The sequence below is a fragment of the Faecalibacterium prausnitzii genome, from assembly GCF_019967995.1.
GTDB classification, from domain to species: Bacteria; Bacillota; Clostridia; order Oscillospirales; family Ruminococcaceae; genus Faecalibacterium; species Faecalibacterium prausnitzii_E.
The window spans coordinates 2,837,277-2,863,398 of record NZ_CP065377.1 but is presented as its reverse complement, the minus strand read 5'-3'; the positions used below and the strand labels follow the sequence as shown (position 1 = coordinate 2,863,398).

The following is a 26,122-nucleotide window of genomic DNA, read 5'->3' as shown; positions in this document are numbered from 1 at the left end:
ACGCAAAAACCCCCGCCGTGTGCTCGGTCAATGAACACGCGGCGGGGGTCTCATTTATATGGAGTTCAGAAGAAAAATGCGAGAGTCAGAGCTTACAGCTGGGGGCCTGCGGAGACCAGAGCCTTGCCGTGCTCGTTGCCTTCGTACTTGGCGAAGTTCTTGACGAAGCGGCCAGCCAGGTCCTTTGCCTTCTCTTCCCACTGGGAAGCATCTGCATAGGTGTCGCGGGGGTCCAGGATGGCGGGATCAACGCCGGGCAGCTCGGTGGGAACCTCGAAGTCGAAGTAGGGAATCTTCTTGGTGGGAGCCTCGTTGATGGCGCCGCTCAGGATGGCATCGATGATGCCGCGGGTATCCTTGATGGAGATGCGCTTGCCGGTGCCGTTCCAGCCGGTGTTGACCAGATAAGCCTTGGCGCCGCTCTTCTGCATCTTCTTGACCAGCTCCTCAGCATACTTGGTGGGGTGCAGCTCCAGGAAGGCCTGGCCGAAGCAGGCGGAGAAGGTGGGGGTGGGCTCGGTGATGCCGCGCTCGGTGCCTGCCAGCTTTGCAGTGAAGCCGGACAGGAAGTAGTACTGGGTCTGCTCCGGGGTCAGGATGGAGACCGGGGGCAGAACGCCGAATGCGTCAGCAGACAGGAAGATGACGTTCTTGGCTGCGGGTGCAGAGGAGATGGGGCGGACGATGTTCTGGATGTGGTCGATGGGGTAGGACACACGGGTGTTCTCGGTGACGCTCTTGTCTGCGAAGTCGATGTGGCCCTCAGCATCCAGAGTAACGTTCTCCAGCAGAGCGTTGCGCTTGATGGCGTTGTAGATATCAGGCTCGGAGTCCTTGTCCAGGTTGATGACCTTTGCGTAGCAGCCGCCCTCGAAGTTGAAGACGCCGTTGTCATCCCAGCCGTGCTCGTCGTCGCCGATCAGCAGGCGCTTGGGGTCGGTGGACAGGGTGGTCTTGCCGGTGCCGGACAGACCGAAGAAGATGGCGGTGTTCTTGCCCTCCTTATCGGTGTTGGCAGAGCAGTGCATGGAAGCGATGCCCTTCAGCGGCAGGAAGTAGTTCATCATGGAGAACATGCCCTTCTTCATCTCGCCGCCGTACCAGGTGTTGACGATGACCTGCTCCTTGCTGGTGATGTTGAACATAACAGCAGTCTCAGAGTTCAGGCCCAGCTCCTTGTAGTTCTCGACCTTGGCCTTGGATGCGTTGTAAACAACGAAATCCGGCTCGAAGTTTGCCAGCTCCTCAGCGGTGGGCTTGATGAACATGTTGGTCACGAAGTGTGCCTGCCAGGCCACTTCCATGATGAAACGAACGGCCATGCGGGTGTCCTTGTTGGCACCGCAGAAGGCATCGACCACATACAGGCGCTTGTTGGACAGCTCCTTCTTTGCGATCTCCTTGACGGCATTCCAGGCTTCCTCAGAAGCGGGGTGGTTGTCGTTCTTGTATGCGTCGCTAGTCCACCACACGGTGTCCTTGGAGTTCTCGTCCATGACGATGAACTTATCCTTGGGGGAACGGCCGGTGTAGATGCCGGTCATGACGTTGACAGCGCCCAGTTCGCTGACCTGGCCCTTCTCGAAGCCTTCCAGACTGGGCTTGGTCTCCTCTTCAAACAGCTGCTCGTAAGAGGGATTGTACACGATCTCCGTCGTGCCGGTGATACCATACTTGCTCAGATCTACCTTTGCCATGATACTTATACCTCTTCTTTCGTTCAGATCAAATTCTGATCGCGCGTCGCGCGCACCTCAGCCAAAAGGCAGCGCGGGCGATGAAGAAATACAGATGCGTATTCTCCTGTATACCATTATACATAAAATGACTCCAAAATCAACCAAATAGGACAAATCCTTCGGTTAGAAACAACAAATTTCATTAAGAATCGGATGGAATTGCAGACATTTCATGAAAAAACCGTCCCTTCCCGGTAAAGAAAATAAAGAGATTTTTCCAAAAACGAAATTTTGATAAAACTTTAACAAATGGAAGCAGCCGGGCGGCAGGGGCTGCCGCCGGAACGTGCGCCGGTAAATGCAATAAAATCAAACGCGGAACCGTATTCCAGACAGAAAGGCTCCTCCAAACGGTGGAAGAAAAATTTTCGCCGATTTTTCGCGTTTTTCACTGGCAAAGAAACTTAGTTTATGTTATACTGTAAAAACAACGCAAAATCAACACATCCACAGTTTGGAATTTTTGGGGGAGAACCGGTACATCTATGAAAACGCTTTATATCTTTCTGACCCGTTCGGGAACGCTGGTTTCGAATCTGGTGTACGCACTGACCGGGGCGGAGTATACCCATATCTCCCTCGCCTTTGATGAGGACCTGACCACCCTGTACAGCTCCACCCGGAAAAACGGCTACACCATGTTCCCGGCGGGGCCCAGCCGGGAATACCTCAACCGGGGCGTCTTCCGGCTGCGGGAGAATATCCCCTGTGCGCTCTATGCGCTGGAGGTGACGGATGAGGCCTATGCCCGCGCCAAGCGCCGCGCCGACCACATGATGAACCACGGCGAGCTTTACCGCTTCAACTCGGTGGGGCTGCTGCTCTGCGCGCTGCACATCCGCTGGAACCGCCGCCGCCACTATTTCTGCTCCCAGTTCGTCAGTGAGGTGCTGCAGAAGAGCGGCTCGCTGGACCTGCCCCGGCACAGCACCCTCATGCGCCCCAACGATTACGCGGCCATGCCCCAGCTCAAGTGTCTGTACAGCGGGCGGCTGGCCGGTCTGCCCCAGCGCCAGAGCATGGAGATGGGCGAGGTGGAAAGCGTCGTCGGGCTGTATCTGGATGTGCTGTTGGGGGCCGTGAAGACGAGCGCCCGGAGGTTTTTCTGATTTTTTGAAAAAACTTGAAATTTCCTGTTGACAAAGAGCGGCTGCTGTGCTAAAATAATCGAGTCGGGAGCGAACACCCGATGCAAAATGGACGTATGGCCCGTTGGTCAAGCGGTTAAGACAGAGGCCTCTCACGCCTTTAACATCGGTTCGATTCCGGTACGGGTCACCATTTTATAGTAGTAAAACGGCTCTACGCCGTTTTATATAGATGCCTCTTTAGCTCAGTCGGTTAGAGCACCTGACTGTTAATCAGGGTGTCGCCTGTTCGAGTCAGGCAAGAGGCGCCAGCAAAGCGATGGAAGTTTTCCATCGCTTTTTCTTTTTGTTTTGACCCTTTTGTTGACAGAAAAATGCACAGGGGATATACTTATAAAAAGATGAACCGCTCAGGCCGCCTGCGGCGTCCACCGCTCCTGACAGGGATGCCCTTGGCAAAACCGGGAACGATCTGGACACGCCAGAGCCTCCCCTACCAGGGGAGGTGGCAATGCGAAGCATTGACGGAGAGGTTGTACAAAGGCGGGCCTGAAAAAGAAGGAGAATAGTTATGAAACAGATCATTTTGACCGGCGACCGCCCCACAGGCCGCCTGCATGTGGGCCACTACGTCGGCTCCCTGAAAGAGCGTGTCCGCCTGCAGAATTCCGGCAAGTTCGATGAGATCTACATCATGATCGCCGATGCGCAGGCGCTGACCGACAACGCCGACAACCCGGAGAAGGTGCGCCAGAACATCCTGCAGGTGGCGCTGGACTATCTGGCCGTGGGCATCGACCCCGCCAAGGCCCACATCTTCATCCAGTCCATGGTGCCGGAACTGACCGAGCTGAGCTTCTATTATATGAACCTTGTCACGGTGTCCCGCCTGCAGCGCAACCCCACCGTCAAGGCCGAGATCCAGCAGAAGAACTTTGAAACCAGCATCCCGGTCGGCTTCTTCACCTATCCCATCAGCCAGGCAGCCGACATCACCGCCTTCCGCGCCACCACCGTCCCGGCAGGCGAGGACCAGATGCCCATGCTGGAGCAGTGCCGCGAGATCGTCCACAAGTTCAACGCCGTCTACGGCGAGACGCTGACCGAGCCGGAGATCCTGCTGCCGTCCAACCACGCCTGCCTGCGCCTGCCGGGCATTGACGGCAAGGCCAAGATGAGCAAGTCTCTGGGCAACTGCATCTACCTGTCCGATGAACCGGAGGACATCAAGAAGAAGATCATGTCCATGTACACCGATCCCGGCCATCTGCGGGTGCAGGACCCCGGCAAGGTGGAGGGCAACCCCGTCTTCACCTATCTGGATGCGTTCAGCCGCCCGGAGCACTTCGCCGAGTTCCTGCCGGAGTACCAGAACCTCGACGAGCTCAAGGCGCATTATCAGCGCGGCGGCCTGGGCGATGTGAAGATCAAGAAGTTCCTGAACGCCGTCATGCAGGCCGAACTGGAGCCCATCCGCACCCGCCGCAAGGAGTGGGAGCAGCGTCTGCCGGAGGTCGTGGAGATCCTGAAGGAGGGCAGCGCCGTGGCCGAACAGACCGCCGCCGCCACCCTCGCCGATGTCCGCAAGTCCATGCGGATCGACTACTTTACGGATAACAATCTGCTGAAGTAACAGATAGTAGAAACAAAACCGCCTGTGCCCATGCGATGATGCTGGGGGTAGGCGGTTTTTGCGTGGCTGCAACCGCTGGTTGACAAATTTCAAGCCGCAATTGGTGGTTGTCAACTGGAAAATCTGCTATGATAACAGCATAGAGGACGTCCGCCGGAATCCATTGATACGCCGCCCTGCGGCAGAAAAGAGAACACGATGATCTTAGCCGAAAAAATTGCCCTTCTCCGCCGCCAGAATGGATGGAGCCAGGAAGAGCTTGCCGATCAGTTGAACGTTTCGCGTCAGGCTGTCTCGAAGTGGGAGGGCGGAACGTCCATCCCCGACTTGGATAAAATTCTGAAGCTGAGTGCTCTGTTTGAAGTGAGCACCGACTACTTATTAAAAGATGAGCTGGAACAGCCCGATGCCACGGCCCCGCTGCCGAAGGAAGAGCGGGTGACGGAACCCTGCCGCACCGTCTCATTTGACGAGGCAAACGCATATCTCAGCACGGTGCAGGCCGTGCATGGGAAGATGGCGGCGGGTGTGGGCTTGTGCATCCTCAGCCCCATCGCGCTGCTTGTTCTGGGCGCATGGAGCGATGGTACACCCAACGAAGAGCGGATGGCAGGGCTCGGTGTCATCTTCCTGCTGCTCTTCGTCGCGCTGGGGCTGCTGCTCATCCTGCCCGCCGCCATCCGGCTGGAAGCGTTCGAATATCTGGAAAAAGAGCAGATCGCCCTTGCCTATGGTGTGGAGGGCATCGTGGAGCGGCAGAAACAGGAGTATGCGCCCACCTACCGCCGCAGCATGACCCAGGGCGTGGTGCTCTGTGTGCTGGCCGTGGTGCCGATCCTGGGTACGGCCATGCTGGGAGTACCAGACTTCTGGGTCGCTGCCGCAGTCGGCCTGCTGCTGGCCATTGTGGCCGGTGCAGTACAGTTGTTCATCCGGGCCGGGATGACCCAGGGCAGCTTTGATAAGCTGCTGCAAACGGGGGAATACACCGTCCGCGAAAAGTGGACGAACCGCCGCGTCGGTTGGTTTGCCGGGGCCTACTGGTGCCTTGTGACGGCGGTGTACCTCGCTGTCAGCTTCTGGAACAACAACTGGGAAAAGAGCTGGATCATCTGGGCCGTGGCCGGGCTTGTCTTCGCCGCCCTCTACTCTGCCGTCCGTGCGTGGGCAGACAGAAAAAATCGGTAAAGCCCCCACAAATTCACAATTCATCCATTGCGATCCAAAGGTAGTATGGTATACTTAGGCCAAAGCCACACAAGGAGGGCAGAACGATGAAACAGAACGGTATCTGGTTGAAAAAGGGACTTATCCTGTACCACCTGAACGCTTCGGAACTGGCGTTCGCGCTTCTGGTGCGGGAAAAGCCGCTGTCGGTGCAACAGCTTTCTGAGGCATTGACCGAAAAAGGCATCCGACTGGACCGCAAACAGCTGGGGAAAATTTTGGCCAAACTGGAACGTGTCGGAGCGGTGAAAAAGGTAAATGGGAACTACATCTGCCAGAATGCAAAACTCCTGAACTATTCAACAAAATACAGCGAAAGTCAGCTGTTGGATATTGTCGGTCTGACGCAGCATACCGTGAACGGGCAGGCGGTGTTCAGCGGCACCCCACCTATGAGTATCAGCTCCCGTGGCAGCAGTGGGGTCTGAAAATCCATACAGAATAAACAGCGAGGCCCTCTTCCCGTGCGGGAAGAGGGCCTCGCTGCTATTTTAGCGCATGTTTAGCTGTTGTAGGTGCGGTTCTTGATCTCGTCGGTCACCTTGGCGATGAAGGCGTCGAGATCCATCGTGGTGGTCTCGCCCTTGCGGTCACGGACGGAGATGTTGCCGGCCTCGGCCTCCTTGGCACCCAGAACCAGCATATACGGCACACGGTCCACCTGCTGGGCAGCGCGGATCTTATAGCCGATCTTCTGGTTGTCGTCGTCCAGTGCCACGCGGACACCGGCCTCAACCAGCTTCTCGGTGACAGCCTCGGCGTAGTCGAGAGTCTTCTCGGAGACGGGCAGGACCTTGACCTGCACAGGGGCCAGCCAGGTGGGGAACTTGCCCTTGGTCTCCTCGATCAGGTAGGCCATGAAGCGGTCCAGAGAACCCAGGATGGCGCGGTGCAGCACGACGGGGGTCTTCTCGGTGCCGTCCTTGTCCACATAGGTCAGGTGGAACTTGGCGGGCAGGCAGAAGTCCAGCTGGCAGGTGGAGAGGGTGTACTCTGCACCAACAGCGGGCTTGACGTTGACGTCCAGCTTCGGGCCGTAGAAGGCAGCCTCGCCGATCTCCTCGGTGAAGTGGATGCCCAGCTCGGTCAGCACCTCACGCAGAGCGTTCTCGGCGTGGTTCCACATGGCGTCATCGTCGTGGTACTTCTTCTTGTCGGCGGGGTCGCGCAGGGACAGAACGCAGCGGTAATCGGTGATGTTGAAGTCCTTGTAGGTCTCGAAGATCAGGTTGCAGACATCGGCGACCTCGCTCTTGATCTGCTCCGGAGTGCAGAACAGGTGGGCGTCGTTCTGGCAGAAGTGACGGCCGCGCTCGATGCCCTTCAGGGTGCCGGAGGACTCGTAACGGAAATCGTGGGCGATCTCGCCAATGCGCATGGGCAGGTCACGGTAGGAGTGGGGATGATTTGCGTAGATCATCATGTGGTGGGGGCAGTTCATCGGGCGCAGAACGTAGCTCTCACCCTCCATCTCCATGGCGGGGAACATGTTCTCACGGTAGTGGTCCCAGTGGCCGGAGGTCTTGTAGAGGTTCACGGTGCCGATGCAGGGCGTCATGACGTGCAGATAGCCGCGTGCGCGCTCCTTGGCCTTGATATAGTTCTCCAGCTCCTGCCAGACGGTGTAGCCTGCGGGCAGGAACATGGGCAGGCCGCGGCCCACCAGGTCGTCGGTCATGAACAGGCCCATCTCCTTGCCGATCTTGCGGTGATCGCGCTCGCGGGCCTCCTGCTGCTCCTTCTCCCAGGCGTCCAGCTCTTCCTGGTTGTGGAAGGCCACACCATTGATACGGGTCAGCATCTTGTTCTCTTTGTCGTTTTTCCAGTATGCGCCGGACTGCTGGGTGATCTTGAAGGCCTTCAGCGCCTTGGTGTAGGTCAGGTGGGGTCCGATGCACATATCCACGTACTCGCCCTGCTGGAAGAAGCTGAACTCGGTCTCATCGGCCAGGTCGGCCATGTGCTCGATCTTGTAGTTCTCGTGGCGCTCTTCCATCAGCTTCACGGCCTCGGCGCGGGGCAGGATGAAGGGCTTGATGGCGAGATTTTCCTTGGTGATCTTGTGCATCTCTTTTTCGATGTTGGCCAGATCTTCGTCGGTGAGCTTGGTGTCGCCCAGATCGACATCGTAGTAGAAGCCGTTCTCGGTGGCAGGGCCGAAGGCGAAGTCGGCCTCCGGATACAGGCGCTTGATGGCCTGTGCCATCACGTGTGCAGCGGTATGGCGGATAACATGCAGTTCCTGGTCCTGCGGGCACTCGTCCACATGGCCGTCCTTGTAAATGATCTTCATAATGAATCTCCTTTTGAACCTGAAAAGAATGAAAAACAAAAAGCGCTTCACCCCGCAGCAATACACGGGATGAAGCGCCTGAAAGATCCAGAAGCGTTCCACGGTTCCACCCGAATTGTGCGGTCAGGCCGCACCACTCGCTGTGCTGTAACGGGCGCACCCGGCAGAGGTTCGCCTCTGCACTCTGCGGTGGTAGAAGCTCCGGGTGCGCTGGGCCGCTTGCAGCACACTCTGAACAGAGCGGCGGCCTTCTCTGCAACGCAGGGGTCGGGACTTCGGTTTGTCCGCATCATCGTTTTCAACAGGATGAAACTATGCTGATTGTAGCACGACGTTCGGGAAAAATCAAGGGCTGGAAGCTCATTCTTCCTCTTTTTTCACTCGTACACGCCACTTATGGGACATATACTCCGCGCGCAGCTTGTTGGTGACGAAGGTCTGGCTGCTGTAAAGACCGTGGTGGCCGGAGAGCATGTAGCAGATGCCGCAGCCCAGCGCGATGAGCTCCAGCCCGGCCCCGCCGAACAGCTCAAAGCCCAGCAGGATGGAGGGGATGAGGGCGTTGGTGGCACCGCAGAAGACGGACACGAGGCCCACGGCGGCCGCGAACCCGGCGGGCAGGCCCAGCAGCGGGCCGAATGCGCAGCCGAAGGTGGCACCCACAAAGAAGCTGGGCACGACTTCGCCGCCCTTGAACCCGCAGGAGAGGGTCAGCGCGGTGAGGAAGATTTTGCATAGAAAATCCCAGGGCAGGGCCTGGCCCTGCTCCACAGCAGCGGTGATGATGTTCATGCCGGCACCGTTGTAGCGCCCCACGCCAAAGAGATACGAGAAGCCGATGACCAGCACACTGCCGGCCAGGACCCGCACCCAGGGGTTCGGGATGCGCTTGGGCACGGTGTGTTCCATGAAGTGGAGTGTGCCGCAGAAGAGCCGGGAGACGGCCGCGCAGGCCACGCCCAGCAGGATGATGAGGAAAGCGTTCCAGACCGTCAGTTCCGGTGCGGTGAGCGCAAAGCGGGTGGGCGCAATGCCGAAGGTCAGCGAGCAGCCGTAGGCGATGAGGGCCGAGGTGAAGGCCGGGACAAAAGCCGAGGTAAAGGTCAGGCCCACATCCTCGATGGTCATGGCAAAGAGGGCCGCGGCCAGCGGGGTGCCGAACAGGGCCGAGAAGAACGCGGCCATGCCGCTGATGGTGGCGGTGCGGCGGTCATAGTCTTTGAGGTGCAGCAGGGTGCCGAGGTTCCAGCCGATGCTGCCGCCCATCTGCAGCGCGGCACCCTCGCGGCCGGCCGAGCCGCCGCACAGGTGGGTGAGCACAGTGCCCAGGAAGATGGCCGGGACCAGCAGGATGCTGACCGGTTCGCCGCTCTGCACGGCGCGGATGACATTGTTGGTGCCTACGCCCTCGCACTTCGTTATCTTGTACAGTGCGGTGATGAGCAGGCCCGCCGCGGGCAGCAGGAAGAGCAGCCAGGGCTGTGCAGCCCGCAGCTCGGTGACGCACTCGACGGAAAGGTGGAACAGGGTGCCCACCAGTCCGCAGACCAGGCCCGTGGGGATCGCCAGACAAAACCATTGCAGCGTCACCCGGAGGGCGGCTTTGGCTTCGCGTTGGAACGTATCAAAATTGTTCATAGAAGAAAACTCCTGTATCGTTGACGTCCGGTCCATGATGTGTTTCGAGACCGCTCCAACATAACACAGCGGGGCGGGGTTGTCAACCCAAAAAGCGGCGCAGACGAAAACGGTCCCCGGCTCCCTTGTGCGGAAGGAACCGGGGATCGTTTTTGCTGTTTGGATCAGAAAAAAGGAAAAGGAGAAAAATGATCTATCACACGCTTTCAAAAAGCGGGGACAGCGGAGAAAAGAGATCGTGGAACTTACTCCACATCCTGCAGGGCGGCGAAGTCTTCCTCGCCGGTGCGGATCTTGACCACGCGGGTCACGTTGTAAACAAAGATCTTGCCGTCGCCGATGTGGCCGGTGTAAAGGGCCTTCTTGGCGGCTTCGACCACGAAATCGACCGGGATTTTGGACACGATGACCTCGACCTTGATCTTGGGCAGCAGGGTGGAATCCACAGGGACGCCGCGGTATTTCTCGCTGGTGCCCTTCTGGATGCCGCAGCCCATCACCTGAGTCACGGTCATGCCGGTCACGCCCAGATCGTTCAGAGCGGTCTTCAGCTGGTCGAACTTGGACAGCTTTGCAATGATGGAGACCTTGTGCATCCCGGTGTCGTAGATGCCGTCGTGGATGACGGCGGGCTCACGCACCACCGGCACCGCAGCAGACATCTGCGTTGCGGAAGCCTTGACGGGGTCGTCCTCGCCGAGGTCGGTGTTTTCGTTGGGGGTCATGGCGGCTGCGTTGGCGTCGGAGATGGAGAAGCCAGCGTAGGCAGAAGCCAGACCGTGCTCGTGGATGTCCAGGCCGTCGATCTCCACCTCAGCGGGGACGCGCAGGCCGATGGTCTTGTCGATGATCTTGAAGATGAGGAACATCACGACGACGACATAGACATCGACCGTGATGAGGCCCAGCAGCTGGATGCCCAGCTGGCTCAGGCCGCCGCCGTAGAACAGGCCCTTGCCCACGCCGTCGCCGCCGTTGGAGAACAGGCCGACTGCGATGGTGCCCCACACGCCGTTTGCAAAGTGGACGGAGACTGCGCCGACGGGGTCGTCGATCCTGGCAATCTTATCAAAGAACTCAACGCTCAGGACCACCAGGAGACCGGCCACAAAGCCGATGATGAAGGCACCGAACGGAGAAACGGCGTCGCAGCCTGCCGTGATGGCTACCAGACCGGCCAGCGAACCGTTCAGGGTCATGGAAACATCGGGCTTGCCGTACCGCAGCCAGGTGAAGATCATGGTCACGCAGGTGGCCACAGCAGCGGCCAGGTTGGTGTTGAAGCAGACCAGACCGGTCAGGGTCATGGCCTCATCGGTGGCCAGGCTCAGGGAAGAGCCGCCGTTGAAACCGAACCAGCAGAACCACAGGATGAAGACGCCCAGCGCACCGGCAGTCAGGTTGTGGCCGGGGATGGCGTGGGGGTTGCCGTTCTTGTCGTACTTGCCGATGCGGGGGCCAAGCATCGCAGCGCCCAGCAGAGCGATGACGCCGCCCACGTTATGAACAGCTGCGGAACCGGCAAAGTCATGGAAGCCCATGCTCTGCAGCCAGCCGCCGCCCCACATCCAGTGGCCGCAGATGGGGTATACCACCAGCGAAATGGCGGCGGAGTAGACGCAGTAGGCTTTGAAGTTGGTGCGCTCGGCCATGGAGCCGGACACGATGGTGGCTGCCGTGGCGCAGAACACGGTCTGGAACACGATGTACACCCACAGCGGGATGTCAAGCCCCAGATGGGAATAATCGCCCTGGATGAACGGGTCGAACCCGCCGATGAGCGCGCTGGTGCCGCCGAACATCAGGCCGAAGCCGATGAGCCAGTAGCACGGGGTGCCGATGCAGAAATCCATCATGTTTTTCATGAGGATGTTGCCGGTGTTTTTGGCGCGGGTAAAACCTGCCTCACACAGCGCAAAGCCCGCCTGCATGAAGTAGACCAGGAACGCGGCCACCAACACCCAGCAGGTGTCTACGGAACGGAACATAACTGGATACCTCCCCATTTGTTGTGCGGCCGGCCACCAGAACCGGCCTTGCGTACTCCGGCTGCTGCGCCCCTCTATCTGCGCGGCAGCGCGGATCTTCCCCTCCGGAGGCCCTCGATCTTCCCCCGGAAGCACAGAAGTCCGAACTTCTGCCGAAAACACAAAAAGCGCTGGCGGAATTGCTTCCGTCAGCGCCTTTGCTTTCGATGGCACGAGTATAGAGCGTTTTGGTCAAAGTGTCAAGTGCCAGACCGTATTTTTTACGTTTTTCACAATCCGGGTGGGAAGTGGGCCGGAAAAGTTTGGACGAAGCTGCGGCCCGGCGGCGGGTGGGTCATTCCTCCGTCTTATGCTGGGCCCGCATCTCGACGTGCAGCAGCAGGCTCATCAAAGCCCGCAGCGCGAACGTGGCCGCCAGCGGCACCACGGATTCGAGGTTTTGCAGCAGAAAGGTCTTGGCGATCTCGGCCGACATCAGAAATTCCAGCGCGGTGGTCAGGCCGCTGCTCATCTCGTGGTGAAAATCGTACCGGTCGTGGAAGAAGAAGGCGCGGATGTAATGGTAGGTCGCCCGCACCAGACTCGTGACGATGATGAACAGGCCGATGACCTCTGCCAGCCCGGCGATCATGGGCACGGCGGATTCCAGAAACAGCTCCAGGACCTCCGAAGCGGCTGCGTTGAAGTGATACAAAGCGCTCATCGTGCGTCTCCTTGGCAAAAATTACAGCAGGGTCTTGATGTAGGCAGCCAGCGCGTCGTCCTTGCAGGAAGCAAAGAAGAGCTCGCTGAACTTCTCACCGGCCACGGCACCCTTCAGCAGGTCCTGGTCGATGCTCTGCAGGCACTCGATGAGAGGCTTGAAGGTGGCGGCGCGGACGCCGTCCAGGATCTTCTTGTTGCGCTGTTCCGGCTCCACGCGCTCCTTGGGGTAGCCCTGGCCGTGGCCGAAGCCGAACAGCTTCTCGAAGCAGTATTCGAGGTTGAGCTCACCGCCCCAGCCGAAGCCCTTGGCGAACGGCATGGCCACGGCGTTGCCATCGTTGACATGGGCAAAGGTGTAGGCATCCACGGGGTCTTCCACATGGCCGCAGATGACGCCGGGGAAGCTGTTCAGCGCTAGCATGGCACCCTCGCCGGTGCCGCAGCCGGTGATGACATAGTCGGCTGCGCCGCTGTTCAGCAGGATGGCGGCCAGGATGCCGCACTGCACATAGGTCAGCTGTGCCTTGTCGTCGGCGGCATACATGCCGTAGTTGACCACCTCGTGGCCCATGGGTTCCACGACCTTCTTCAGCGCTGCTTCGATGAGGCCGTTCTTGGCGGCCTGGCTGTTTTCGTTGATGAGTGCGATCTTCATGGAAAAATTCCTCCTGCAATAGCATAATGTTCCACCGCCGTCCAAAAATATGCGGAAGGCGGTGCGTGTCTGACGTTAGTGTATCGTGTCGGCGGGCAAAAGTCAATCACCGGCCCAGCTTTCGCTTCTGCTGCCGGGCGAGGATGGGCATGAGCAGCGGGGCGGGCACGAGTTTCTGGGCTGTGGTGGCGGCCCGCATCAGGGCCGAGGGCACGATGATGGTCTTGCGGCGGAGCATCCCGCGCATGGCTTCTTCCACGCAGAGCTCCGGCGAGATGCCCTTGAGCGCGAAGACGACGTCGGCGCGGTCGTTGAACTCGGTGTTCACCGGGCCGGGGCAGAGCGCGCAGACGTAGACCGGGCTGTGCTGCTCCCGCAGCTCCTCGGCCACGCCCCGCGTCAGGCTGACCACATAGGCCTTGGAGGCGTAGTAACCCGCCATGAACGGCCCGGCCGGGAGCAGGCCCGCCGAGGAGGCCACGTTCAGGATGGTGCCGGAACCCTGCCGGTCCATCTTCTTGAGCACGAACTTGAACAGCCGGTGCATGGCGAGAACGTTGACCCGCAGCATGGAAAGCTCCTTTTCCGGGTCGGTGTCGAGGAAGCAGCCGCAGGTGCCGAAGCCTGCGTTGTTGATGAAGAGGTCGATGCGCTCAGCGGCCAGTACGGTGCACAGGGCCTTGCAGTCAACGTCGCGTTCCAGGTCGGCGGGGAGGACGCGGCAGGGCACATGATAGCGGTTTTGCAGCTCCTCGGCCAAGGCGTCCAGCCGGTCTTTCCGGCGGGCCGTCAGGATGAGCCGGAAACCCAGCCGCGCGTACTGGCGGGCGAACTCCTGCCCGATGCCGGAAGAAGCACCGGTGATCCAGACTGTTTTCTTGTTCATAGGACTTGTCCTTTCTCAGAAGCCCGAAGCTGCGTCGATGGCGCGCAGCTCGTCGGGGGTGAAGGCGGTGTTGTCCAGCGCCTTGAGGTCGTCTAAGATCTGCTCCGGGCGGGATGCGCCTCGTGATCTGATCTGCCCCTATTTTAACACATTGGAGCGGCAGAATCCATGGGTTCCCGCACGATGCAGAACGGCACTTGTTGACGCCTGCCGTTTGGAGTATAATAAAGGCAGAAAACGCGCACTGCGCAGGAGGTATCAGAATATGAACAAACCGGTATTGGTGGTCATGGCAGCTGGCATGGGCAGCCGTTACGGCGGCATGAAGCAGATCGACCCGGTAGGCCCCAATGGGCAGGTCATCGTGGATTATTCCCTCTACGATGCCCGCCGTGCAGGCTTTGAGACCGTGATCTTCGTCATCAAGCACGAGATCGAGGAGACCTTCAAAAAGGCCATCGGCGACCGCGTGGCCAAAGTGATGAACGTGAAATACGCATTCCAGCAGCTGGATGAGCTGCCCGCAGGCTTCTCCATCCCGGAGGGCCGCGTCAAGCCCTGGGGCACCTGCCACGCGGTCCTGGCGGCAAAAGACCTCATCGACGGCCCGTTCGCGGTCATCAATGCAGATGACTACTACGGCCCGGAGGCGTTCCAGGTCATCTACGATTACCTGTCCACCCACGCGGACGGCACGGTCTACGACTACTGCATGGTCAGCTACCTGCTGAAGAACACCGTCTCCGAGAACGGCAGCGTTGCCCGCGGCGTCTGCGTCGCGAACGCAGACGGTACCCTGCACAGCGTCACCGAGCGCACCCGCATCGAGACATACGAGGGCGGCATCCACTACACCGAGGACGGCGGCGCGAGCTGGCACGACCTGCCGCTGGACGCCCCCGTCAGCATGAACCTGTGGGGCTTCGGCCGGAGCTTCCTCGATGAGGCCGAGCGCCGTTTTGCGGGCTGGCTGACTGAGAATCTGGAACAGAACCCGCTCAAGTGCGAGTATTTCCTGCCGCTGGTCATCAGCGAACTCATCGACGAGGGCAAGGCGACCGTGAAGATCCTGCACAGCCGCGACAAGTGGTTTGGCGTGACCTACCGCGAGGACAAGCCCACCGTCGTGGCCGCCATCGCGCAGAAGACGCAGGACGGCCTGTACCCGGAAGACCTCTGGAACTGAATCGGACCATGAAAAAATGGAGCGCTCCCTTTTGCGGGGAGCGCTCCATTTTTTGGTTCATTTTCGCTTCAGCTGTTCCCGCAGCGTGTCCAGCGAGCGGTTCTGCTCGCCGTGCTTCAGCTTGGGGAAGGCGCGGAGCATACGGCGCTTGCCGAAGTGCGGGGTGGTGCGCTGGGTGCGGGAGCGAAGCTCCTCGCTGCGGGCCTGCAGCTCCTCGGCCAGCTGTTCCAGCCGGAACAGTTCGGCCGTGCGCTCGGCTCTGCCTTTGGCCGCCAGCTTGACGGCATTGGCAGCTTCGCTGGCGTTGAGCTTCGCATCCTGCGAGGCCCGCTTCGCGGCCTCCATGGCCTCGTCGGCCTTGGCGCGCATGGCAGCGGCTGCCTCGCGGGCGTTCAGCTTGGCCGCATTGTCGCGAGCCTCGGCGGCCGCCAGCTTGAACTGCAAACGGCTCTCGTCCATCTTCTGGTCCATGGCCATGGCGTTGGTGCCCAGCAGCTCAGTCATGGCGTCGCTGACCGCGTGCATACTGTCGGCCACCTTTTCCAGCGCATCCAGGTCGCGGGCCAGGTCGGACGCAGCAAAGGCGGTGGCGATGGTGTCGGCGGCATAGAGGACGTAGAGCAGGAACATCAGGATGATGCCTACCAGCGGCGGGATGAAGGCCACTGCATCGGCGATGATGGGGTGGACGAGCTTCATCACGATGAGGGTGCCCACGCCCCACAGCAGGGAAAACTCCAGGCAGATGTAGCCGCCGATGTTGAAGGGGTAGTCGCTATAATCCCACCAGCGGGTGTGGTAGAGCTTGTACAGAGCCCAGCCGCCCACCAGTTCCAGCGCACTGGGCAGGATGACGCCGCCGAGGTAGAGCAGGAGCAGGCTGCGCGACAGGGGCGTCAGGGCGAAGAGGACGATGACCATGCCGAAGCCGTAGATGGGGCAGACTGGGCCGTTCAGAAAGCCGCGGTTGATCAGCTTGCCAGTCGTGACGGCGGCATAGATGACCTCCAGACACCAGCCGAGGCAGGAGTAGATGAGAAAGTAAGCGAAGACTTGATACAGCGAAAAGCCGCAGACAGTGGTATCAACGAAAAAAGAAAGCAAGGGAACACCTCCGTTAATTCTGTTTCCGGACGATGCTGTATTCATCGCCCGCTTCAAAGAAGGGGCAGGCGCGGGTGCTGCGGGAGAGATACCGTGCCATCTCGTCCTCGTCGAGTGCGGCGCCCTGTGCACAATAACAGGTGCCGTATTCGTCCGGGACATTGTTCACGCACAGCTCACAGGGGTCACGCATCGGCGGTCTCCCCGTGGGCAGCGGCCTCGGCGGCAGCGGCTTCGGCAGCCGCCATCTTTTTGAGCACCTTCGGCTCGATCCAGGTCACGGTCTCGTCGCCGGGCAGCTTCCGGGCGATGAGGGCCTTGATCTTGATGCCCATCTCGGTGAACATCCCCTCGTGCTCGGTGCGGATGTTCCACGCCGGCTCGTTCTCGTGCAGGTCGAAGGTCTTCCAGGTGATCTCGTAGCCGGAAGCGGGGAAGTATTCCAGGCTGTCGCGGAACAGATCGTCGTCGTCGGTCTTGAAATAGATCTCGCCGCCGTCTTCGAGGAAGGCGCGGTACTGGATGAGCTGGCGGGGATAGGTGAGGCGGTGCTTGTTGGAGGAGGCATTCTTGCTCCACGGGTTGCAGAAGTTGATGTAGATGCGGCTCACGGTATCCTCCGGCGTGAGGACGCCCTTGATGCGCTCGATGTCGGTGCTCATGATCTTGACGTTGTCGATGGGGCGGCCCGCCTCCTGATAGGCGGCCTCGATCTTGCGCTTGGCCAGAATGAGGACTTTGTCGGTGATGTCGATGCCGAGGTAGTTGTTCTCCGGGTGGGCGCTGGCCAGCTGGGAGATAAAGCCGCCCTTGCCGCAGCCCAGTTCCAGCACAAAAGGCTGCTCCGGGCGGGCATACTGTGCGTGCCACCGGCCGCCCCAGATCAGGGGCTCGTGGACGTGGAAATCGGCGGCCATCAGCTCATCGTGGGCGTAGGGTTTGAAGCGCATTCTCATAATCTGTGGTTCTCCTTCAAAAATCGTTCAACTTGTTCGGGTGCTGCGGCGCAGCTGCCCTGGCAGATGCCGGGCTTGCCGCCGCCGCGGCCGTTCAGGGCGGCATTGAGGGCCTTGGTCAGGGCGCGGACGTCGCCGTCGGCTCTGGCCAGACAGTAGCCAGTGCCCTTTTCGTTGGCCGTCAGGGCCGCGCACAGGCCGGTGGTGGCCTCGCTGAGCTTGACGGCCAGCCGGTGCAGGCCGTCCGGGTCAAGCCCCGGCACGATGCGGATGGCGTCTTCGCCGGGGGCGGTCTGTGCGGCCAGCGCCTCAAAGAGCTGGCTGCAAAGCCCGAAATGGGCAAATTTCAGGGCCGTGTACTCGTCGAAGACGCGGTGGACGGCGTGGGCCGTCTCGCTGGGCTTGGCGCTGAGCAGGGCACCGATCTCGGCCTGACGCTGGCGCATGGCCTGTGCGGCCAGCAGGGCCCGCTCGCCGCAGACGATGCTCAGCCGGACGCCGCCCTTGTAGTTCTCGGCGGCCAGGATCTTGATCTGGCCCACCGCGCCGGTGGCGGCGGTGTGGGTGCCGCAGCAGGCGCAGACATCGGCACCGGGGATGCTCACGATGCGCACCTGGCCTTCGATCTCTTTCTTGCTGCGGTAGGTCAGCGCGGCCAGCTCCTCGCGGGTGGGGTAGGTGATGCACACCGGCACATTCTGCCAGACGATGCGGTTGGCGGCAAGTTCGGCCTCCCGCAGGCCCTCGGCGGAGATGGGGACGCTGGTGTCCATCCGCACCGCGTCGGTGCCGATGTGGAACCCGACGTTCTCGGCTCCGAACATCTGGTGCAGGATGCCGGAGAGGATGTGCTCACCGGTGTGCTGCTGCATCTTGTCGAACCGCCAGGCCCAGTCAAGGGCCTCCTGCACTGCGGTGCCGGGGGCGGCGGTTTCAGGCAGGGCATCTGTGGTGTGCCAGATGACGCCGCTCTGCTCGTGGACGTCGGTGACGTGCAGCACCGTGCCGTCCGGAAGGGTCAGGGTGCCCCGGTCGGCAGGCTGACCGCCGCCTTCGGGGTAAAAGACCGTGCCGTCCAGCGCGATCTTTCCGCCGCCGTTGCCGTCCGGCTCGGCCGCGAGGATGCGCCCTGCCGCCTCGGTGCGGTAGGCATCGGCCTCGTAATATTTTTGAGTGGATTGCATGGTGTCCTCCTGACCCTCTCAGTCTCGCTTCGCTCGCCAGCTCCCCCAAAGGGGGAGCTTTTGGCCGTTTTTGAGATTATGCCAAGACCTCGCCCTTCGGGAGAGGTGGCAGCGCGTGAGCGCTGACGGAGAGGGTTTTATTTGATAGAAACAAGTATACCACGATTTTTGCCTGTGGAAAATAGTCTGCGGTTATGTTATGATAGGAAATAACCGAAATCCGAACGAAATGAGGAAGGTACATCATGCGTGAAAGTGGAATTTTAATGCCGGTGTCCAGCCTGCCCGGCCCCTATGGAATTGGCTGCTTCGGAACGGAAGCGGAAACGTTCGTGGATTTTCTGGCCGCAGCGGGCCAGAAGATCTGGCAGATCCTGCCGCTGAGCCCCACCGGTTATGGGGACAGCCCCTACCAGAGCTGCTCGGCCTTTGCGGGCAACCCGTACTTCATCGACCTCGACGCCCTCAAGGCGGAGGGCCTGCTGACCGCCGCCCAGCTCAAGGCGGAATCCTGGGGCGAAGACCCGCTTCAGGTGGACTACGGCACCCTGTACACCAGCCGCTACAAGATCCTGCGCGCGGCATACGCGGCCTGGCGCAGGCAGTGCGAAGGGCTGCACGGCTGCGCCCACTACTACCCGGATGCCTACTATGCCTTCACGCTGGAAAACGAGAGCTGGCTGGAGGACTATGCACTGTACATGGCCCTGAAGACCGCCAACCAGATGAAGAGCTGGACCGAGTGGCCCCGCGCGTACCGGATGCGGGATGGCCATGCACTGGCCGCGTTCCGCGCGGAGCACGAGGAAGAGATCGGCTTCTGGAAGTTTTTGCAGTATGAGTTCGCTATCCAGTGGAAGAAGCTGAAAGCCTATGCCAACGCCAAGGGCATCCAGATCCTGGGCGACATCCCCATCTATGTCTCGGCCGACTCGGTGGACGCCTGGGTGGGCGGCCAGCTGTTCGAACTGGCGGCGGACGGCAGCTTTGCCCGTGTGGCCGGCTGCCCGCCGGATTATTTCTCCGCCGACGGCCAGCTCTGGGGCAACCCGCTGTACAACTGGCCGTATCATCGCGAGACCGGCTATGCCTGGTGGATCGAGCGGGTCCGCCATGCACTGGGCATCTACGACCTGCTCCGCATCGACCACTTCCGCGGCTTCGATACCTACTGGGCCATCCCGGCGGGCAGCACGACCGCCAAGGGCGGCAAGTGGGAGATCGGCCCCCGGATGGAGCTGTTCCACGCGCTGGAAAACGCGCTGGGCAAACTGCCCATCATCGCCGAGGACCTGGGCGACATCGTGGACAGCGTCCGCGAGCTGCTGGCGGAGAGCGGCTTCCCCGGCATGAAGGTGCTGCAGTTTGCCTTCGGCGGCGGGGACAATGAGTATCTGCCCCACAACCACGTCCGGAACAGCGTGGTCTACCCCGGCACCCACGACAACACGACCCTGACCGCCTGGTGGGAGATCGGTGCGGCTGAGAAAGAAAAGGCCATGGCCTGTGCCTACCTGCATCTGACCCCCTGCCACCCCACGGCCAAAGAGGTCGCCGCCGTCAAGACCGATGCGGCCCGCGTGGCCCTGCTGCGCGCAGCGCTGGGTTCGGCCTCCGAACGCGCCATCATCCCCATGGCCGACTGGCTGGGCCTGGGCGAGGAAGGCCACCTGAACACGCCCGGCCGTCTGGGCGGCAACTGGACCTGGCGCGCCGCCGAGGGCTTCGGCACAAAGAAGCTGGCCGAAAAGATCCTGGGCGAGTGCGAGGCGGTCTGCCGTGCATAAAACCGGAAAAACCGGGAGAACGTTAGCAGATTGACGGATTTGCAAAAAAATTGGCTGAAATTTGTGCGTTTTGCTGGCAAGTCTTTCGCAGAAGTGGTATAATCTTTGTAATCTGAGAAACATTTTCAAAGTGTTTTTCGTGGCAAGGTGTGCCGGGAGGGAGAATCCGGCACCACAATGATGGGGAAAGACGCATGAAGAAAGAATGGACCGAGCAGGACCTGCGCGAATTTGTGCGCAGCGCACAGGCCGCCTTTGAGGACGTGACCCTGACCGAAGCGGACGAAGAAGCAGCCCGCAGCTGGCAGGATGACGGCCTGATGGTGGACTATGAGCTGCGCAATGGGCAGGTAGACTGCGTACTGCGCCGCCAGATCGTTGCGGACGGCAAGATATGGAAACTGCAGATGACCGCGCCGCTGGCGGGCAACGACCTGCCGGAGGACCGGATGTCCCCGCGCGAGCGGGAGCTGTGCCGCGATGACATGAACCACGACTTTTTGTCGGGTGTGTTCAACCGCCGCTATTTTGAGACCGAGTTCTGCACCCGCCTGGATGACTGGACCGACGCCCACCGCTGCGCCTCGCTGGCACTGGTGGAGCTGGACCGCGTCGAGCAGATGCAGGCGGAGCAGGGCGATGCCGTCATGGATCAGCTGGTCTGCTTTGTGGCGAACCAGTGGAAGAAGCATTACGACCGCCCGGACGAGCGGGTGGTCTGCCGCCTGACCGATACGCTGTTCGCCATCGGCTGTGCGGACAAGACCTGCGACGAACTGGCCGAGGAGCTGCGGAGCATCTACGCGGAGATGCCTCGTGCCTATGTGGCTTCGGTGGGCCTGATGCGCCGGGTGCCGTTCACCCAGTCCATCGGCTGCGCCTGCACCTGCGAGGTGCGGGGCAAAAACTGGGACGCACTGTACGAGCTTTGTGCAGCACGGCTCAAGGCCGCGCAGGAAGCTGGCGGCAGCCAGGTCTGCGCCGGATAAGATCACTGGATAAAAGATCCCCCTTCTGGACATCCTAAGAGCCAGAAGGGGGATTTTTTTGTTATGGAACATCTGAAAAACGACAACCTCAGCCTGCTGGAAGCCGTGGTGCAGAACACGGAAATGGGCAAAAACACGCTGGAACAGATCGTGCCGATGACGGACGACGTGCAGTTCAAGGCAGAACTGCTGCGGGAACGGAACATCTACCGCGAACTGAACCAGGAGGCCCACACCGCCATCGAGGCCTGCGGCGGAACCGCCCAGGGCCAGAGCGCCATGGCAAAGCTCAACACCAGAATGGGCATCGGAATGAAGACCCTGACCGACAAGTCCACCCGGAATCTGGCCGAGATGCTCTCCGAGGGCAGCAGCCAGGGCGTGATGGACTGCATCAAGTCCCAGAAGGACTATCCCGATGCTGCGCCCGGCTCCAAGCGCCTGATGCAGAAAGTGCAGGATTTTGAAGAGGACAACCGCATCCGGCTGGAACGCTTTCTGTAAAGGGAAGGCGCTCTGCTCAGAGCGCTTCCACCATCGCGGCCACGATCTGGGTCGCGGTGGCAACATACGCGGCAATGCTGAACTTTTTGACGACCAGAACTTCGTGGCCGTCCTCGTCGGCGTTGTCGCTCATGGCCCGCAGGATGACGCAGGGCACACCGTTCTTGGCAGCGATCTGGCTGACGGCGGCACCTTCCATCTCCACGCAGTCGGGGGCGCACTTGGCCTCGATGGCGGCCTTGGTCTCGCTGTCGCCGACGAAGAGGTCGCCGGTGGCGATCCTGCCGGTCAGCGCCTTGACGCCTGCGGCCTTGCAGGCGGCCTCGGCGGCGGCGATGAGGGCTGGGTCGCCGGTATACTCCTTGAGGAACGGTGGGTTCTGGCAGATCATGTCCAGCTGGGCGTCGTGGTAGAGCACGGTCTTGCCGATGACGACATCGCCGATGCCGATCTTGCTGGTCATGTTGCCGGCGATGCCGGAGAAGATGATCTTTTCGGCACCGAATTTGGTGATGAGCACCTGGGTGGTGGCGGCAGCGTTGGCCTTGCCCATCCCGGCGCAGCAGACCACGACCTCCTTGCCCGCCAGGGTGCCCTTGTGGTATTCGACGCCGCCGTAAGGCTCTACGGTGACGTTTTCCAGCTTTGCACAGAGCTGCTCGACTTCATCGGGCATTGCGCCCATTATGCCAATAATCATTTGGAAACCTCGTTCTCTTTTCAATTCGGTGGAGTCGGGAAAAACGTCTGCGATCAGACGTTGAACAGGAACTCGATGACATCGCCGTCCTTGACGACGTATTCCTTGCCCTCGGTGCGCTGCAGGCCCTTGGCCTTGACGGCGGCATAGTCGAAGTTGTTGGCTTCGAGGTCGCCGTAGCCGATGACGCTGGCGCGGATGAAGCCGCGCTCGAAGTCGCTGTGGATCTTACCGGCTGCCTGCGGGGCCTTGGTGCCTTTGCGGATGGTCCAGGCGCGGCACTCCTTCTTGCCGTCGGTCAGGAAGGAGATGAGGCCCAGCAGGTCGTAGCTGGCCGTGATGAGGTTGTCCAGGCCGCTGGCCTCGATGCCCATCTCGGCCAGGAAGGCCTTCTTCTCTTCGGGCGAGTAATCGGCGATGTCCTCTTCGGTCTTGGCGCAGATGGGAATGTAGCGGGCGCCCTCTTCCTTGGCGCGGGCGGCCACCAGCGGGACATACCGGTTGTTCTCGATGCCCTCCATCAGGTCGTCCTCGCCCACGTTGCAGGCGTACAGGACAGGCTTTGCGCTCAGCAGGCCCATCTCGTGCAGGACAGTCTGCTGCTCGGCATCCCCCTCGTCAAAGTCGAAGCTGCGGGCCGGCTTGCCGGCGCTCAGGTGGTCGGCCAGCTGCTGCAGCCATGCGGCCTCGGCGGCAGCGCCCTTGTTGTTGCCGCTCTTGGCGGCCTTGGCCATTCGGCCGGCACGGTTCTGAACGACTTCCAGGTCGGACAGGATCAGCTCGTAGTCGATGGCGTCGATGTCGGCGATGGGGTCCACGGCCTCGGCCTTGGTCACATCCTCGACGACATGGATGATGTTGTCGTCGTCAAAGCAGCGGACGACATGCACGATGGCGTCGCACTCGCGGATGTGGCCCAGGAACTTGTTGCCCAGACCGGCACCCTGGCTGGCACCCTTGACCAGACCGGCGATGTCCACGAACTCGACGATGGCGGGGGTCTTCTTGTTGGTCTGCCAGATCTCAGCCAGCTTGTCCAGCCGCTTATCGGGCACGGCCACGATGCCGCTGTTGGGCTCGATGGTGCAGAACGGATAGTTCGCCGCCTCCGCATTCTTGGTGGAGGTGATGGCGTTGAACAGAGTGGACTTGCCGACGTTGGGCAGGCCAACGATACCTAATTTCATTTTTGTGATTTCTCCTTTTATGATGTAGATGATAAACAGCTCGATTGAACGGATATCCGTTGTTTTTGCAGGTCTCTTTTTCGCAGACCAGGCTCCATTCACAAAAAAACAGAGCTTACATGGCTGACTCTAATTGTAGCATGTAAGCTCTGTTTATGCAAGTCTTCCTGCGGCTCAGAACTTCTTCTCCAGCCGCTCGCGGATGGCGCGGATGAAGCCGAGGCTGTCCACGGGGGTGGGGGTGATGCCCTCGGCAAGGCCGCACAGGTCTTTGGTCATGATGCCGTCGTTGAGGGTCTGGAGGCTGGCGGCTTCCAGGGCCTCGCCGAAGTGGACGAGGTCGGGCAGGCTGTCGAGTTCGCCGCGCTTTTTCAGAGCACCGCTCCAGGCGAAGATGGTGGCCATGGGGTTGGTGGAAGTGGCCTCGCCCTTGAGGTACTTGTAGTAGTGGCGGGTGACGGTGCCGTGGGCGGCTTCGAACTCGAACTTGCCGTCCGGGCTGACAAGAACGCTGGTCATCATGGCCAGGGAGCCGAAGGCGGTGGAGACCATGTCGCTCATGACGTCGCCGTCGTAGTTCTTGCAGGCCCAGACGAAGCCGCCTTCGCTGCGGATGACGCGGGCCACGATGTCGTCGATGAGGCTGTAGAAGTATTCCAGACCGGCGGCCTCGAACCGGGCCTTGTATTCGGTGTCGTAGACCTCCTGGAAGATGTCCTTGAAGGTGTGGTCGTATTTCTTGGAGATGGTATCCTTGGCACCGAACCAGAGGTCCTGCTTCTGGTCCAGCGCGTAGTTGAAGCAGCTGCGGGCGAAGCTGCGGATGGAGCTGTCCTTGTTGTACTGGCCCTGCAGGACACCGCCGCACTCGAAGTCGTAGATGGTGGCGGACTGCTGGGTGCCGTCCGCGCCGGTGAAACGCAGCTCCGCTTTGCCGGGGCCGGGGATGCGGAACTCGGTGGCCTTGTAGACGTCACCGTAGGCGTGGCGGGCGATGGTGATGGGCTTCTTCCAGTACTTGACGGCGGGCTTGATGCCGTCGATCATAATGGGCGCGCGGAAGACCGTGCCGTCCAGCGCAGCGCGGATGGTGCCGTTGGGACTTTTCCACATCTCATGGAGCTGGTACTCCTCCATCCGCTGGGCGTTGGGGGTGATGGTGGCGCACTTGACGGCCACGCCGTATTTCTTGTTGGCCTCGGCGGCGTCGAGGGTCACCTGGTCGCGGGTGGCGTCACGGTTGGGCAGGCCGAGGTCATAATACTCGGTCTTGAGGTCCACGAACGGCAGGATGAGCTCGTCCTTGATGACCTGCCAGAGCACACGGGTCATCTCGTCGCCGTCCATCTCCACCAGCGGGGTGGTCATCTTGATCTTTTCCATAGTTCTTTCCCTTTCCTCTCGATCATAACAGACGGATATCTTCGACCCCGGCGGCATTGCCAGCTGTACGCCGGGGGAAGTCGGTTCATTTGCGGTAGGATGCCGCCAGCTTTTCCAGTGCGGGCAGGCTGCGCTCGACCTTTTCGGTGTCGATGCAGTAGGCCAGGCGCACATAGCCTTTGACGCCGAAGCTGTCACTGGGGACGAGCAGCAGATCGTAGGCGCGGGCCCGCAGACAGAAGGCGTTGGCGTCCTCTTCCAACGCCTTCGGGAAGATATAGAACGTGCCGCCGGGGCGCTCGACCTCGAAACCAAGGGCCTTGAGCTTGTCGTACAGCAGGTTCATGTTGGTCTCGTAGACGGACAGATCGCTGGTGACGTTCAGGCAGCGGCTGACGGCCCGTTGGATGATGCTGGGCGGGCAGTTGTGGCCGGTGAAGCGGGAGATCTGGGCCATCATGTCCACGAGAAGGTCTTCGCCCTCGCAGCCGGGGCGGACCGCCACATACCCCAGGCGCTCGCCCGGCAGGCTCAGGCTCTTGGAGAACGAGAAGCAGGTGAGGGTGTGGGGGTAGAAGGCGGCGGGGTAGGGCACCGGTCTGCCGTCGAAGGCGATGTCGCGGTAGGGCTCGTCGCTGACGAGATAGATGGTGTGGCCGTAGGCCCGGCTCTTTTCGGTCAGCAGCTCGGCCATGCGGGTCAGCGTTTCGGCGGAGTAGACCACGCCGGTGGGGTTGTTGGGGGTGTTGATGAGGACGCAGGCGACCTGCTCGGTCAGCATCTCCGCAAAAGCGTCGAGGTTCGGCTGAAAGGCCGGGGCCTGCGGCGGCACGACCTTGAGGCAGGCCCCGGTGCCCGCGACGTAGGGGCCGTATTCCGGGAAGTAGGGGGCGAAGGTCAGCACCTCGTCGCCGGGCTGGGTCACGGCGCGGATGGCATGGGCGATGGCACCGGCGGCACCGGTCGTGGGGAAGATGTCCTTCTGCGCATAGGGCAGGCCGAAGGTCTTGGCCAGGTGGTCGGCCACGGCGGTGCGGAAACCGGGGTCGCCCTGGCTGGGGCAGTAGCCGTGGAGGTCTACCGGCCCTTCGGTCTCCAGCAGGTTCTGCATCGCCTGGGTGAACTGCGGCGGGCAGGGCACACTGGGGTTGCCCAGCGAGTAATCGAAGACGTTCTCATAGCCGATCTCGGCGGCGCGCTGCTTGCCGTACATGAAGGTCTCGCGGATGACGCTCTTGTGCGCCAGCATCCCGCGGTAGGTCTCGTTCAACATAAATACTTCCCCCTGAT

23 protein-coding genes and 2 tRNA genes are annotated in these 26,122 nt (G+C 60.8%); 10 read left to right on the top strand and 15 right to left on the bottom strand.

Translation table 11 applies throughout. From position 1 onward, the window contains the following. Positions 1–92: 92 nt before the first annotated feature. A complete protein-coding gene (gene pckA / locus I5P96_RS13810; RefSeq protein WP_223382607.1) occupies positions 93–1,697 on the bottom strand; it encodes a phosphoenolpyruvate carboxykinase (ATP) in 1,605 nt (534 codons plus the stop codon). A gap of 527 nt (positions 1,698–2,224) precedes the next feature. Here pckA and I5P96_RS13805 point away from each other — a divergent pair. The 6 genes from I5P96_RS13805 to I5P96_RS13780 all read left to right on the top strand — a co-directional run bounded on the left by I5P96_RS13805 (position 2,225) and on the right by I5P96_RS13780 (position 6,115). Beyond that, entirely contained in the window at positions 2,225–2,848 is a 624-nt protein-coding gene (locus tag I5P96_RS13805) for a hypothetical protein (protein WP_223382606.1), read from the top strand. A 97-nt stretch (positions 2,849–2,945) separates the two neighbouring features. Next, positions 2,946–3,020, top strand: a tRNA-Glu gene (locus I5P96_RS13800). Positions 3,021–3,061: 41 nt separating this feature from the next. Continuing rightward, positions 3,062–3,138, top strand: a tRNA-Asn gene (locus tag I5P96_RS13795). Positions 3,139–3,398: 260 nt separating this feature from the next. Continuing rightward, entirely contained in the window at positions 3,399–4,460 is a 1,062-nt protein-coding gene (gene trpS, locus I5P96_RS13790) for a tryptophan--tRNA ligase (protein ID WP_223382605.1), read from the top strand. Positions 4,461–4,658: 198 nt separating this feature from the next. Continuing rightward, on the top strand, positions 4,659–5,648 hold the full coding sequence (locus I5P96_RS13785; protein ID WP_223382604.1) for a helix-turn-helix domain-containing protein: 990 nt from the start codon (positions 4,659–4,661) through the stop codon (positions 5,646–5,648). An 86-nt stretch (positions 5,649–5,734) separates the two neighbouring features. Next, the gene (locus I5P96_RS13780) at positions 5,735–6,115 is read left to right on the top strand and encodes a hypothetical protein (protein WP_223382603.1); all 381 of its coding nucleotides are present in this window, start codon (positions 5,735–5,737) and stop codon (positions 6,113–6,115) included. Positions 6,116–6,189: 74 nt separating this feature from the next. Here the strand turns inward: I5P96_RS13780 and thrS are convergent, their stop codons facing one another. From thrS to I5P96_RS13750, 6 genes are all read right to left on the bottom strand, one after another. After that, positions 6,190–7,980, bottom strand: a complete 1,791-nt coding sequence (gene thrS / locus I5P96_RS13775; RefSeq protein ID WP_223382602.1) for a threonine--tRNA ligase — start codon at positions 7,978–7,980, stop codon at positions 6,190–6,192. A 360-nt stretch (positions 7,981–8,340) separates the two neighbouring features. Further along, complete coding sequence (locus I5P96_RS13770) at positions 8,341–9,618, bottom strand: chloride channel protein (protein ID WP_223382601.1); 1,278 nt, start codon at positions 9,616–9,618, stop codon at positions 8,341–8,343. Between the two features lie 245 nt (positions 9,619–9,863). Continuing rightward, positions 9,864–11,606, bottom strand: a complete 1,743-nt coding sequence (locus I5P96_RS13765) for an ammonium transporter (protein WP_223382600.1) — start codon at positions 11,604–11,606, stop codon at positions 9,864–9,866. Positions 11,607–11,940: 334 nt separating this feature from the next. Then, the gene (locus tag I5P96_RS13760; RefSeq protein ID WP_223382599.1) at positions 11,941–12,309 is read right to left on the bottom strand and encodes a DUF1622 domain-containing protein; all 369 of its coding nucleotides are present in this window, start codon (positions 12,307–12,309) and stop codon (positions 11,941–11,943) included. A gap of 21 nt (positions 12,310–12,330) precedes the next feature. After that, positions 12,331–12,966, bottom strand: coding sequence for an RpiB/LacA/LacB family sugar-phosphate isomerase (locus tag I5P96_RS13755; RefSeq protein ID WP_097793028.1), 636 nt, complete (start codon positions 12,964–12,966; stop codon positions 12,331–12,333). A gap of 106 nt (positions 12,967–13,072) precedes the next feature. After that, complete coding sequence (locus I5P96_RS13750) at positions 13,073–13,852, bottom strand: SDR family NAD(P)-dependent oxidoreductase (protein WP_223382598.1); 780 nt, start codon at positions 13,850–13,852, stop codon at positions 13,073–13,075. Positions 13,853–14,117: 265 nt separating this feature from the next. Between I5P96_RS13750 and I5P96_RS13745 the strand changes: the two genes are divergently transcribed. Then, a complete protein-coding gene (locus I5P96_RS13745; RefSeq protein ID WP_097793025.1) occupies positions 14,118–15,038 on the top strand; it encodes an NDP-sugar synthase in 921 nt (306 codons plus the stop codon). A gap of 57 nt (positions 15,039–15,095) precedes the next feature. On the opposite strand, the gene I5P96_RS13740 is transcribed toward I5P96_RS13745, so the two are convergent. From I5P96_RS13740 to I5P96_RS13725, 4 genes are read right to left on the bottom strand one after another with little or no spacing between them, the layout of a single operon-like run. After that, complete coding sequence (locus I5P96_RS13740) at positions 15,096–16,142, bottom strand: putative ABC transporter permease (protein WP_223382597.1); 1,047 nt, start codon at positions 16,140–16,142, stop codon at positions 15,096–15,098. A 13-nt stretch (positions 16,143–16,155) separates the two neighbouring features. Next, the gene (locus tag I5P96_RS13735; RefSeq protein WP_097793023.1) at positions 16,156–16,335 is read right to left on the bottom strand and encodes a DUF6472 family protein; all 180 of its coding nucleotides are present in this window, start codon (positions 16,333–16,335) and stop codon (positions 16,156–16,158) included. Continuing rightward, positions 16,328–17,098, bottom strand: coding sequence for a tRNA (guanosine(46)-N7)-methyltransferase TrmB (gene trmB / locus I5P96_RS13730; RefSeq protein WP_118554236.1), 771 nt, complete (start codon positions 17,096–17,098; stop codon positions 16,328–16,330). Before trmB ends, I5P96_RS13735 begins: the two co-directional genes overlap by 8 nt. Then, the gene (locus I5P96_RS13725; RefSeq protein WP_223382596.1) at positions 17,095–18,282 is read right to left on the bottom strand and encodes an alanyl-tRNA editing protein; all 1,188 of its coding nucleotides are present in this window, start codon (positions 18,280–18,282) and stop codon (positions 17,095–17,097) included. Before I5P96_RS13725 ends, trmB begins: the two co-directional genes overlap by 4 nt. Positions 18,283–18,527: 245 nt before the next feature. Here I5P96_RS13725 and malQ point away from each other — a divergent pair, with 245 nt between their 5' ends. From malQ to I5P96_RS13710, 3 genes are all read left to right on the top strand, one after another. Then, the gene (malQ, locus tag I5P96_RS13720) at positions 18,528–20,069 is read left to right on the top strand and encodes a 4-alpha-glucanotransferase (protein ID WP_223382595.1); all 1,542 of its coding nucleotides are present in this window, start codon (positions 18,528–18,530) and stop codon (positions 20,067–20,069) included. A 194-nt stretch (positions 20,070–20,263) separates the two neighbouring features. After that, positions 20,264–21,058 (top strand): diguanylate cyclase domain-containing protein, encoded by a 795-nt coding sequence (locus I5P96_RS13715; protein ID WP_223382594.1) that lies wholly within the window; start codon positions 20,264–20,266, stop codon positions 21,056–21,058. Positions 21,059–21,121: 63 nt separating this feature from the next. Further along, complete coding sequence (locus I5P96_RS13710) at positions 21,122–21,562, top strand: hypothetical protein (RefSeq protein ID WP_097793018.1); 441 nt, start codon at positions 21,122–21,124, stop codon at positions 21,560–21,562. A gap of 16 nt (positions 21,563–21,578) precedes the next feature. Here the strand turns inward: I5P96_RS13710 and I5P96_RS13705 are convergent, their stop codons facing one another. The 4 genes from I5P96_RS13705 to I5P96_RS13690 all read right to left on the bottom strand — a co-directional run bounded on the left by I5P96_RS13705 (position 21,579) and on the right by I5P96_RS13690 (position 26,105). Continuing rightward, positions 21,579–22,262, bottom strand: a complete 684-nt coding sequence (locus tag I5P96_RS13705; protein ID WP_097793017.1) for a 5'-methylthioadenosine/adenosylhomocysteine nucleosidase — start codon at positions 22,260–22,262, stop codon at positions 21,579–21,581. Between the two features lie 53 nt (positions 22,263–22,315). Next, on the bottom strand, positions 22,316–23,449 hold the full coding sequence (gene ychF, locus I5P96_RS13700; protein ID WP_097793016.1) for a redox-regulated ATPase YchF: 1,134 nt from the start codon (positions 23,447–23,449) through the stop codon (positions 22,316–22,318). 174 nt (positions 23,450–23,623) lie between these two features. Further along, positions 23,624–24,832, bottom strand: a complete 1,209-nt coding sequence (locus I5P96_RS13695) for an NADP-dependent isocitrate dehydrogenase (RefSeq protein WP_223382593.1) — start codon at positions 24,830–24,832, stop codon at positions 23,624–23,626. An 85-nt stretch (positions 24,833–24,917) separates the two neighbouring features. Continuing rightward, positions 24,918–26,105: a pyridoxal phosphate-dependent aminotransferase gene (locus I5P96_RS13690; RefSeq protein WP_223382592.1), complete on the bottom strand. Its 1,188-nt coding sequence runs from the start codon at positions 26,103–26,105 to the stop codon at positions 24,918–24,920. Between the last annotated feature and the right edge of the window lie 17 nt (positions 26,106–26,122).